Origin of the sequence: Tepidimonas sp., from assembly GCF_036825565.1 — a bacterium.
In the GTDB taxonomy this organism is placed as follows: domain Bacteria; phylum Pseudomonadota; class Gammaproteobacteria; order Burkholderiales; family Burkholderiaceae_C; genus Tepidimonas.
This window is the reverse complement of the sequence record NZ_DAISXZ010000079.1, coordinates 1-10,401: the sequence shown is the minus strand read 5'-3', so window position 1 is coordinate 10,401 and position 10,401 is coordinate 1. Positions and strand designations below refer to the sequence as shown.

10 protein-coding genes are annotated in these 10,401 nt (G+C 69.7%); 5 read left to right on the top strand and 5 right to left on the bottom strand.

Translation table 11 applies throughout. From position 1 onward, the window contains the following. Positions 1-623, bottom strand: a 623-nt coding sequence (gene recA / locus V7026_RS09885; RefSeq protein ID WP_334155216.1) for a recombinase RecA, incomplete at its 3' end; no start/stop codon positions are given. A 154-nt stretch (positions 624-777) separates the two neighbouring features. On the opposite strand from recA, the gene V7026_RS09880 reads away from it, so the two are divergent. The 3 genes from V7026_RS09880 to V7026_RS09870 all read left to right on the top strand — a co-directional run bounded on the left by V7026_RS09880 (position 778) and on the right by V7026_RS09870 (position 3,485). After that, complete coding sequence (locus V7026_RS09880; protein ID WP_443082343.1) at positions 778-1,317, top strand: MarR family winged helix-turn-helix transcriptional regulator; 540 nt, start codon at positions 778-780, stop codon at positions 1,315-1,317. A 25-nt stretch (positions 1,318-1,342) separates the two neighbouring features. Further along, a complete protein-coding gene (locus tag V7026_RS09875) occupies positions 1,343-2,017 on the top strand; it encodes a response regulator transcription factor (protein ID WP_334155215.1) in 675 nt (224 codons plus the stop codon). 70 nt (positions 2,018-2,087) lie between these two features. Continuing rightward, a complete protein-coding gene (locus V7026_RS09870) occupies positions 2,088-3,485 on the top strand; it encodes a sensor histidine kinase N-terminal domain-containing protein (RefSeq protein WP_334155217.1) in 1,398 nt (465 codons plus the stop codon). Here V7026_RS09870 and V7026_RS09865 read toward each other — a convergent pair. Both V7026_RS09865 and V7026_RS09860 read right to left on the bottom strand, forming a co-directional pair. Beyond that, positions 3,464-4,120 carry a glutathione S-transferase family protein gene (locus V7026_RS09865; protein WP_334155214.1) on the bottom strand — a complete coding sequence of 219 codons (657 nt, stop codon included), beginning with the start codon at positions 4,118-4,120 and terminating at the stop codon, positions 3,464-3,466. The two genes, V7026_RS09870 and V7026_RS09865, sit on opposite strands and share 22 nt — an antisense overlap. Before the next feature lie 23 nt (positions 4,121-4,143). Then, a complete protein-coding gene (locus V7026_RS09860) occupies positions 4,144-6,846 on the bottom strand; it encodes a DNA topoisomerase III (RefSeq protein ID WP_334155213.1) in 2,703 nt (900 codons plus the stop codon). Positions 6,847-6,991: 145 nt separating this feature from the next. Between V7026_RS09860 and V7026_RS09855 the strand changes: the two genes are divergently transcribed. Both V7026_RS09855 and V7026_RS09850 read left to right on the top strand, forming a co-directional pair. Further along, complete coding sequence (locus V7026_RS09855; protein WP_334155212.1) at positions 6,992-7,831, top strand: biotin--[acetyl-CoA-carboxylase] ligase; 840 nt, start codon at positions 6,992-6,994, stop codon at positions 7,829-7,831. Next, positions 7,825-8,580 (top strand): SPOR domain-containing protein, encoded by a 756-nt coding sequence (locus tag V7026_RS09850; RefSeq protein ID WP_334155211.1) that lies wholly within the window; start codon positions 7,825-7,827, stop codon positions 8,578-8,580. Before V7026_RS09855 ends, V7026_RS09850 begins: the two co-directional genes overlap by 7 nt. Before the next feature lie 34 nt (positions 8,581-8,614). On the opposite strand, the gene gap is transcribed toward V7026_RS09850, so the two are convergent. After that, complete coding sequence (gene gap / locus V7026_RS09845; RefSeq protein ID WP_334155210.1) at positions 8,615-9,634, bottom strand: type I glyceraldehyde-3-phosphate dehydrogenase; 1,020 nt, start codon at positions 9,632-9,634, stop codon at positions 8,615-8,617. 41 nt (positions 9,635-9,675) lie between these two features. After that, positions 9,676-10,401: transketolase-like TK C-terminal-containing protein (locus V7026_RS09840; RefSeq protein WP_334155209.1), on the bottom strand; the 726-nt coding region annotated here is incomplete at its 5' end.

Here is a 10,401-nt window from a genome sequence, read left to right as displayed (position 1 = left end):
ACGCCGATCTTCATGCGGATCTGGTTGATGAAGATGACCATGCAGTTGGTCTTCTTGATCGTGGCAGTCAGCTTGCGCAGCGCCTGACTCATCAGGCGCGCCTGCAGGCCGGGCAGGCTGTCGCCCATGTCGCCTTCGATTTCGGCCTTGGGGGTAAGGGCCGCCACCGAGTCGACCACGATCAAATCGACCGCGCCAGAGCGCACCAGGCTGTCGACGATCTCCAGCGCCTGCTCGCCGGTGTCGGGCTGGCTGATCAGCAGGTTGGACAGATCCACGCCCAGCTTTTGCGCGTACTGCACGTCCAGCGCGTGCTCGGCGTCGACGAAGGCGCAGATGCCGCCTTGCTTTTGCATCTGGGCGATGACCTGCAGCGTCAGCGTCGTCTTGCCCGACGACTCGGGGCCGTAGATCTCGATCACGCGGCCGCGCGGCAAGCCGCCGACGCCCAGCGCCAGATCCAGCCCGAGCGAGCCGGTGGAGACGACCTGGATGTCCTCGACCTTTTCGCCCTCGGCCAGGCGCATGATGGTGCCTTTGCCGAACTGCTTTTCGATCTGCGCCAGCGCGGCCTGCAGAGCCTTGGCTTTTTCGGGGTCGGGGGTGCGGGTCATGGCGTTCATGGGTTTTCTCCTGAATGGGCAAAGACTTGGACCACACCGCCCTCCCTGTCCCGCGGCGCTGCTGGGGCTGTACGGTCGGTGCTTGGATGGCAGTGTAAACGGGTGTTGATCGGTTTTTTGTTGTTTTTTGGTCAGTTTGACTTACCATTTACCCATGTCGCCGATGCCCTCTTTCGGCCCCGAGGAACGCTGGCGCGTCACCCACCTGGGGCGCCTGATGGGCCATGCGTTGCGCCGCTTCGATGAGCGGGTGCTGTGGCTCATGGCGCATTCGCCGCACGCGCCCCTGGCGCTGTCGAACCTGGCCGCGCACGCCCAGGTGGGGGCGGCCATCGTCCACATCACGCGCCATCTGCCGCTCGGGGGCGCCCGCCTCACCGAACTGGCCCACAGCGCCGGCATGAGCAAGCAGGCCATGGGCGATCTGGTCGATCAGTGCGTGGCCTGGGGGCTGGTGCGGCGCGAGCGCGATCCGCACGACGCGCGTGCGCGCCGCATCGTCTTCACCCCCACGGGCCTGGACTGGCTGCAGGCCTTTCGCCGCGCCGTGGAGCAGGCCGAGCAGGAGTTCCGCGCCGCCGTCGGCGATGCGGTTGCCGCCGTCGTCGCACTGGGGCTGGAGGCCTATGCCGAAGGGGATGGCGCCGCACGGGCCGGCCCCTACAATGTCGCGCACCGGGAGCGGACGCTCTAATGGCAGCCCCGGACGGAGACACGCCATGCGCATCCTCATCGCCGAAGACGACCAGGTTCTGGCCGACGGACTGCTGCGCACGCTGCGCGCCGCGGGCGCCGCCGTCGATCGCGTCGCCAGCGGTGACGAAGCCGATGCGGCACTGCTGATGCACGACGGCTTCGATCTGCTGATCTTGGACTTGGGGCTGCCCAAGCTGAGCGGGCTGGAGGTGCTCAAACGCCTGCGCGCCCGCGGGGCCAAACTGCCGGTGCTGATTCTGACCGCGGCGGACAGTGTGGACGACCGGGTGCGCGGCCTCGACCTGGGGGCCGACGACTACATGGCCAAGCCGTTTGCGTTGGCCGAGCTGGAGGCGCGCGTGCGTGCGCTCGTGCGGCGTGGCAACGGGGCGGTCTCCAGCGTCATCCAGCACGGTCCGCTGGTCTACGACCAGGCCGGCCGCGTGGCCTCCATCGACGGCAAGATGATCGAGCTGTCCGCGCGCGAGCTGGGGCTGCTGGAGGTGCTGCTGCAGCGCGCGGGGCGGCTAGTCAGCAAAGAACAGCTCGTCGAGCGCCTGTGCGAGTGGGGCGACGAGGTCAGCAACAACGCCATCGAGGTGTACATCCACCGCCTGCGCAAAAAAATCGAGCGCGGCCCGATCCGCATCGCCACCGTGCGCGGGCTGGGGTACTGCCTTGAAAAAATCCCCGGCTGACGGGCGGCGCGGCTGGCGCGGGCTGTTCCAGCGCGAGCAGCACAGCCTGTTTGGCGAGATCCTGGACTGGATGCTCACGCCCCTGCTGCTGCTGTGGCCGCTGTCGCTGGGCCTGACCTGGTTCGTGGCGCAGGGCATCGCCGACCGTCCTTATGACCGCGCGCTGGAGTTCAACCTGCAGGCGCTCACGCAGTTCGTCACCGTGGACGAGGGGCGGGCGCTCTTTGCGCTGACCCCGCAGGCACGCGACCTGCTGCGGGCGGACGACACCGATCTGGTGTTCTACCAGGTGCTGGACCGCGACGGCCGGCTGGTCAGCGGCGATCCGGAATTCCCCGCGCCGCCCGATGCCCGCACGCCCCGCCCGGGCGACATTCGGCTGCGCGACGGCGTCATCCGCGACGAGGATGTGCGCATCGCCTACACCTGGCTGGCGCGCGGCCCGGCGCGCGATCACATCGTGCTGATGCAGGTGGCCGAGACGCGTGGCAAGCGCTCCAAACTCGCCACCGAGATTATCAAGGGCGTGATGGTGCCGCAGTTCATCATTCTGCCGCTGGCCGTGCTGCTGGTCTGGCTGGCGCTGGTGCATGGCATCCGGCCGCTGTCCGAGCTGGAGCAGCGCATCCGCGCCCGCCGCCCGGACGACCTCAGCCCCATCGACGACGAGCATGTACCCCAGGAGGTTGCCCCGCTCGTGTCGTCGATCAACGATCTGCTGCAGCGCCTCAAGGCGACGCTGTCCAACCAGAAGCGCTTTCTGGCCGACGCGGCGCACCAGCTCAAAACCCCGCTGGCCGGGCTGCGCATGCAGGCCGAGATGGCGCAAAAGCAGCTTCCCCCGAGCGTGGGGGAGGAGGTCGAGCGGTCGCTGCGCCAGATCGCCACCTCCAGCGTGCGCGCGACGCACACGGTCAACCAGTTGTTGGCCCTGGCGCGGGCCGAGGCCGCCGGCCGAGCCTTGCCGCTCGAGCCGGTCGATCTGGTGGCGGTGGCGCGCGAGGTGGTCGAGGAGCTGGTGCCGCTGGCGCTGGACAAGGCGATCGACCTGGGCTTCGAGACCCGGCCGATGGACCGCCCGCCCGCCTCGCCCCCCATCCGCCTGCTGGGCAACCCCACCCTGCTGGCGGAGCTGGTGCGCAACCTGGCCGACAACGCCCTGCGCTACACACCGCGCGCAGGCGTGGTGACGGTGCGCGTGCTGACCGATCCGTTCAGCGGGGTGCAGGTGCTGCAGGTGGAGGACAGCGGCCCAGGCATCCCGGCGGACGAGCGCGAGCGCGTGCTGGCCCCGTTCTACCGCGCACTGGGGACCAATGTGGACGGCTCCGGGCTGGGCCTAGCGATCGTGCACGAAATCGTCCAGCAGCACGGCGCGGTGCTGGAGATGGAGGACGCCGACCCGCAGCGCCCGCAGGCGCGCGGCCTGCGGGTGTCGGTGCGATTTCAGGCCGCCGTGGGGCGGTAGACGTTGAGCTGCAAGCGCTCACGCTCGATGACACGCGCCACCGCCGGCAGGGCCGCAAAGGCCTGGGACAGCGCCCAGGTCTGCGGCAACGTGGTCGGGTCGATGCCGGCAAAGCCCCCCCAGCGCAGCAGCGTCAGAGCGTAGGCGTCGACCACGCCGGGCTGCGCGCCGCCCAGCCACGGGCCGGGCTTGGCGGCCACCAGCGCCTCCAGCTCACCCAGGAGCTGGCGGTATTGCCCCAGTGCGCGGGCCTTGACGGCCGCCTGCGCCTCGGCCTCGTCGGCAAACTTGGCGGGCATAAACACATGGGTGAACGTGGGGTGCACCGTGTTGTTCATCCACAGCAACGTCTCCAGCGCCCTGGTGCGCGCCATGCCCTGCGCCGGCAGCAGGCCCGCTTGCGGAAAGCGCGCATCCAGATGCAGGCAGATGGCGACGATCTGCGTCACCGGCGTATCCCCGTCGACCAGCACCGGCACCTGCCCGCGCGGGTTGAGGGTACGAAACTCCGGCGTTTGGTGCTCGCCTTTGTGCAGTTTGACGAGCACCGGCTCGAAATCGGCTCCGGCCAGCTCGAGCGCGGCATGGGGCACGAACGAGCAGGCACCGGGGGCGTAGTACAGCTTCAGGCTCATGGGGGTCTCCTCGCGGGTGGACATCAGCGTTTGGGTGTGGCGCGTCGGGTAGCGGTGGCGCGGGATGCGGTGCGCGCTCCACCTCGGCGGGCGGGAGCGCGCCCGCCCTCGCGCGGCTCGAAGGTGAAGTTGACCCGACCGGCCTCGGCATCCCACACCAGCGCGGCCTTGAACGGGCGCCGGGTGCGGTTGGAGACGAAGCCCTCCAGCCAGTCGGTTTTGCCGGTGGCCAGCAGCTTGGCCATTTGCTCGGGCGCGATCGGCTGCTGCAGGATGGTGGTCGCGCTCTTGAAGTCGCAGGACGGCGTGGGCTGCTCGGTGGTGGGGACGGCGCGGCTGCAGACATAGTGGCTGCCGTACTCGACCACGGGCACCCCGCACTTGGGGCAGGGCCCCAGGGGTTCGCGGCCGCTCAGATCGGCCAGGGTGGCATCCTCGGTTGTGTCGTCGTCGCCAAAATCGAACTCCAGCTTCCACTGCCCACTGGGGTCCGGCGCAACGGTCAGCTCGGCGCTGAATGGCCAGCCCGCCTTGGAGCGAAAGCCCTCCAGCGGGCCGATGCGGTGCGTGCGCAGCAGGGTTTCCACCTCGTCCAGCTCGAACACGCGGCCACCGGGCGACTTGGGCAGGGAAAAACCACAGCCCGCCTCCGCGCCGTCGGGGCCGGTGCAGGCGTAGCGGCGGTAGTTTTCCTTGACCACGCCGCCGCATTGCGGGCACGGGGCGGTGAGGGTGGCGTAGTCGCCGGGCACCGTGTCGCGGTCGTACTCTTTGGCCTTGCGCACGATGCGCTCGGTCATGGAAGCGATCTCGCGCATGAAAGCCTCGCGGCTGAGCTGCCCGCGCTCCATCAGCGACAGCTTGTGCTCCCACTCGCCGGTCAGCTCGGGGCGCGACAGCTCTTCCACGCCCAGGCCGCGCAGCAGGGTCATGAGCTGGAAGGCTTTGGCGGTTGGGATCAGCTCGCGGCCGTCGCGCAGCAGGTATTTTTCGGCGATCAGCCCTTCTATGATGGCCGCGCGCGTGGCGGGGGTGCCCAGCCCCTTGTCGGCCATGGCGCTGCGCAATTCCTCGTCGTCCACCATCTTGCCCGCGCCTTCCATCGCAGCGAGCAGCGTGGCTTCGGTGTAGCGCGCGGGCGGGCGGGTCTGCTTGGCGTCCGCGCGGGCGGCCTCGGTGCGCACCGACTCACCCGGCTGCACGGGCACCAGGCTCTGGCCTTTGTCGCCGGCGCGCGCGCCCTCCACATCCTCGGCGGCTTCTTTGCCGTAGACGGCCATCCAGCCGGGCTTGACGAGCACCTTGCCCTCCGTCTTGAAGTGGTGGGTGGCCCCCTCGACTGGCACCCGGGTGATGCGGGTGGTGACCAGAAACTCGGCCGCGGGATAAAACACCGCGATGAAGCGGCGCACCACCAAGTCATAGAGCTTTTGCTCGGCCTCGCTCAGCCCGTGCGGCGTCTGCGGGGTAGGGATGATGGCAAAGTGGTCGCTGACCTTGGCGTTGTCGAACACGCGCTTGGTGGGCCGCACATAGCCCTGCTCGAGCGCCACCCGCGCATGCGGGGCCAGGTGCGCCAGGGGGCTGCCGGCCAGGGCCTCCAGCGTGTGGCGGACCGTGCCCAAGTAGTCCTCGGGCAGCGCGCGCGAGTCGGTCCGGGGGTAGGTCAGGGCCTTGTGCTTTTCGTACAGGCTTTGCGCCAGGGCCAGCGTGGTCTTGGCCGAAAAACCAAAGCGCCCGTTGGCCTCGCGCTGCAGGCTGGTCAGGTCGTACAGCAGGCCGCTGGCCTGCGTGGTGGGCTTGGATTCCTCGCTGACCTGCGCGGGCTGGCCGCGCACGGCCTGCGCGATGGCCTGCGCCTCGGCCTCGGTCCACAGCCGCTCGGGCTTGCGCTCGGGGTCGGCGGCATCGCCCTGGGGTTTGCGAAACGCGGGGTCGAACCAGCGCCCGGGGTAGGTGCCGGCCTGCGCCGCAAAGGTGGCGTGCACCTCCCAGTAGTCGCGAGCGCGGAAGGCGCGAATCTGCTCCTCGCGCTCCACCACGATGGCCAGCGTTGGCGTCTGCACCCGGCCCACCGTGGTCAGGAAAAAGCCCCCATCGCGCGAGTTGAATGCCGTCATGGCGCGCGTGCCATTGATGCCCACCAGCCAGTCGGCTTCGGAGCGGCTGCGCGCAGCGTCGGCGAGCGGGCGCATTTGCTCGTCGCTGCGCAACTGCTCGAAGCCCTCGCGGATCGCCTGCGGCGTCATCGACTGCAGCCAAAGCCGCCGCACGGGCTTGCCCAGGGGCTTGGGGTGGCCGGCTTTGTCGGTACCACCCGCATACTGCTCGATCAGGCGAAAGATCAACTCCCCCTCGCGCCCCGCATCGCAGGCGTTGACCAGGGCGCCCACGTCCTTGCGGCGGGCCAGCTTGACCACGGCGTTGAGCCGCGACTTGGTCTTGTCGATGGGCTTGAGCTCGAAGTGCGGCGGAATCACCGGCAGGTGGGCAAAACTCCACTTGCCACGCTTGACGTCGTAGGCCTCCGGGGCGGCGATCTCGACCAGGTGGCCGACGGCGGAAGTGACGATGTAGTGGTCGTTCTCGTGGTAGTCGTCGTGCTTCTCGAACTTGCCGGAGACGGGCGTGAGCGCGCGCACGATGTCGAGCGCGACGGACGGCTTCTCGGCGATGACCAGGGTCTTGAGGCCCCCCGGGGCTTGGGCAGAACCAGCGGTATTCATCTCTAAAATGCTCCGGGTGCGGTGTGGCGCATCGCGGACGGGTCGAATCGCCCTCCCTCGCGCGCGCGCACGCATGCGCACCCATGCAGTTACCTTAGCAAACTTTCACGCCGTCTTCGTCTGTCCGCCGCTGCGGCACCGCCCGATGTCCGCTCCCGCCCCGCTCGCCCCCGCCCCCGCGACGACCGCTGCGTTGGCCCGCTTGCACGCCGGCGCCGAGGCCCTGTGGCAGGCCGCCAGCCCGGCGTGGCCGGGCCTGTCGGTGGAGGTGGTGCCGACCATCGACTCCACCAACGCCGAGCTAATGCGTCGTGCGCGCGCCAGCCATATCGGCCCCGTCGTGCTGGCCGCCCTGGAGCAAACCGCCGGCCGTGGGCGCCTGGGGCGCAGCTGGGTGACGGTGCCCGGCGCGTCGCTGGCCTTTTCGGTCGGTGTGCGGCTGACCCCGTCTGACTGGTCGGGCCTGTCGCTCGCGATGGGGCTGGCCGTGGCCGAGGCGCTGGATCCCGTGGTGCGACTGAAATGGCCCAACGACCTGTGCTGGGACGGCCGCAAGCTCGGCGGCATTCTGATCGAGACGGCCAACGCCACGGCGACCGAGCCCGGGCGCCACTGCGTCATCGGCGTCGGGGTCAACCTGGCCACCCCGACGCTGCCCCCCGACGCCCCGCCCCATGCTCTGCCCCCGGTGGGGCTGGATGTGATCGCACAAGCACAGGGACGAACACCGTGGGATTTGGGGCATGCGCTGACCGCGCTGGGGGCGGCCGTGCTGCAGGCCGCGCGGGCGTTCGAGCGCGAGGGGTTTGGACCGCTGACCGGGCGCTACGCCGCGCGGGATGCGCTGCGCGGCCAAGCGGTGCGCCTGAGCGACGGTACCGAAGGCACGGCCGAGGGCGTGGACCCCGATGGCGCCCTGCGACTGCGCACCGCCACCGGACTGCAGCGGGTGCAGCAGGGTGAAGTGAGCGTGCGGCCATGCTGAGGGCACTCGTCGTTCTGCTGCTGGTGGCCAACGGCGCCCTATGGGCTTGGCAGAGTGGCTGGCTCGGCTCGGCGGGTGGCTCCGGCACAACCGACACCGCACGCGAGCCGCAGCGTCTGGCGCAGCAGGTGGTGCCGGAGCGGCTGCGCCTGCTCAACACCCCTGGCAGCGCACCAGCCAATCTAGCCGCCCTGGCGGATCCCCCGGCCGCCGACGCCGCGCTGGTGGCGGACATCACCGGCAACACCGCCCCCGGAACACGTCCCGAGCGGCCCGAACCACCCGCGCCGGTGGAACCGCGTCGCTGCTGGCAACTGGCGGCGCTGATGCCGGCACAAGCCGATGCCGCGCGGCGCAGCGCCGATACCGAGACCGGGCTGCGCGGGCGCAGCACCGAAACCGCGACCATCCTGCCGGAACGCTGGATCGTCTATCTGGGCAAATTCCCGAACGCCGACGCGCTGCAGCGGCGCCGGGCCGAATTGCGTCAGGCCGGCATCGACCAACGCGAGGTGAACGTGCCCGCCCTGGCCCCAGGTCTGGCGTTGGGCACCTATTCGAGCGAGGAAGCCGCGCGCAAAGCGCTGCAGGACGCGCAGCGCCAGGGCGTGCGCGACGCCCGCGTGGTGCAGGAGCGGTCTGAGACCCGCACGATCACCCTGCGCTGGCCCGACCTGACCGAGTCCGAGCACGGCCGCCTGCAGGCTGCGCTCGGCGCAGCGGGGCGGGGCCTGCAGGCCTGCCCCTGACGGCGCGCTAGCGGCCAGCGGGAATGCCGCCGACTCAAGCGCGCGCGACGATGCGCGCCATCTCCAGGCACTTGGCGGCGTAGCCCCATTCGTTGTCGTACCAGGCCACCACCTTCACGAACGTGTCGTCCAGCGCCATGCCCGCTTTGGCATCGAAGACGCTGATGCAGCTCTCGCCCCGAAAGTCGGTGGACACCACCATGTCTTCGGTGTAGCCCAGCACGCCCGCCATGCCGCCTTCGGCCACCGGCCGCTGGCTCATGGCGCGCATCTCGGCACAAATCTCGGCGTAGCTGGCCGGACGCTCCAGCTCGCAGGTGAGGTCCACCACCGAGACGTCGCTGGTGGGCACGCGCAGCGACATGCCGGTGAGCTTTTTGTTGAGCGCCGGGATGACTTTGCCCACGGCCTTGGCCGCACCGGTGCTGCTGGGGATGATGTTTTCCAGGATGCCGCGCCCACCGCGCCAGTCCTTGCGCGAGGAGCCGTCCACGGTCTTTTGGCTGGCGGTGGCGGCGTGCACGGTGGTCATGAGTCCGCGCTTGAGGCCCCAGCGATCGTGCAGCACTTTGGCCACGGGCGCCAGGCAGTTGGTGGTGCACGAGGCGTTGCTGATGACGGCCTCGCCCGCGTAGCTGCCATGGTTGACGCCGTAGACGAACATGGGGGTGTCGTCTTTGCTGGGGGCGGAGATGACGACTTTCTTGGCGCCGGCATCGAGGTGCACCTGGCAGCGCTCGGTGGTCAGAAACTGGCCGGTGCACTCCAGCACCACGTCCACGCCCATGTCACCCCAGCGCAGTCGGGGGTTGTCGCGCTCGTGGCTCAGCGCAATACGCCGGCCGTTGACGATGAGCGCGTCGCCGCCGTGCGCGACGCTGCCGCGAAAGCGCCCGTGCACACTGTCGTACTGCAGCATGTAGGCCAGGTAGTCGGCGCCCTTGGGGTCGTTGATGCCGACGACTTCGATGTCGTCAAAGCCCCCTTGCAGCGCCGCGCGCAGCGACAGGCGCCCAATGCGGCCAAAACCGTTGATGCCAACGCGGATGGTCATGGTGTGGTCTCTGAGTGGATGAGATCGGATGAAAGTGCGGGTCACGAACGCCCGAGCACGGCACACACGGTCGCGGCCACGTTGTCGGCGGTGAAGCCGAACAGGTCGAACAACTGGCCCGCCGGCGCCGACTCGCCAAACCGGTCCAGGCCAACCACGGCGGCGCAGCCGTATTTCCACCAGAAGTCGCTGCACCCCGCCTCGACGGCGATGCGCTGCAGCTTGGGCGGCAGCACGGCCAGACGATAGTCCAGCGGCTGCCGGTCGAACACGGTCGTGCTGGGCAGCGATACCACGCGCACCGGGATGCCCTCGGCCGCGAGCAGCCGCTGCGCCTGCAGCGCAAGCGCCACCTCGGAACCCGTGGCCAGGATGACGGCCTTGGCCTTCTTGGTGGGCTTGAAGCCGACCGCCACGGGCTCGGCCAGGATGTATCCGCCGCGGGCGATCGCATCCAGCCCCGACGCATTGGGGGCCAGCGCGGACGTCGGCTTGGCCGCATACGGCAAGTTCTGGCGGCTGAGCAGCAGCGCCGTGGGCCGCTCGCGCTGCTGCAGCGCCACGCCCCAGGCAACGGCCGTCTCGGCCGTGTCCGCCGGACGCCAGACATCCAGATTGGGGATCAGGCGCAGGCTAGCCGCATGCTCCACCGGCTGGTGGGTGGGGCCGTCCTCGCCCAGGCCGATGGAGTCGTGCGTGAAGACGTGGATGACGCGCTGCTTCATCAGCGCGGCCATGCGGATGGCGTTGCGGCTGTAGTCGCTGAA

Coding starts and splice junctions, on each gene's coding strand:
- V7026_RS09880 (WP_443082343.1), top strand. CDS start 778: ATGTCGCCGATGCCCTCTTTCGGCCCCGAGGAACGCTGGCGCGTCACC.
- V7026_RS09875 (WP_334155215.1), top strand. CDS start 1,343: ATGCGCATCCTCATCGCCGAAGACGACCAGGTTCTGGCCGACGGACTG.
- V7026_RS09870 (WP_334155217.1), top strand. CDS start 2,088: ATGCTCACGCCCCTGCTGCTGCTGTGGCCGCTGTCGCTGGGCCTGACC.
- V7026_RS09865 (WP_334155214.1), bottom strand. CDS start 4,120: ATGAGCCTGAAGCTGTACTACGCCCCCGGTGCCTGCTCGTTCGTGCCC.
- V7026_RS09860 (WP_334155213.1), bottom strand. CDS start 6,846: ATGAATACCGCTGGTTCTGCCCAAGCCCCGGGGGGCCTCAAGACCCTG.
- V7026_RS09855 (WP_334155212.1), top strand. CDS start 6,992: ATGTCCGCTCCCGCCCCGCTCGCCCCCGCCCCCGCGACGACCGCTGCG.
- V7026_RS09850 (WP_334155211.1), top strand. CDS start 7,825: ATGCTGAGGGCACTCGTCGTTCTGCTGCTGGTGGCCAACGGCGCCCTA.
- gap (WP_334155210.1), bottom strand. CDS start 9,634: ATGACCATCCGCGTTGGCATCAACGGTTTTGGCCGCATTGGGCGCCTG.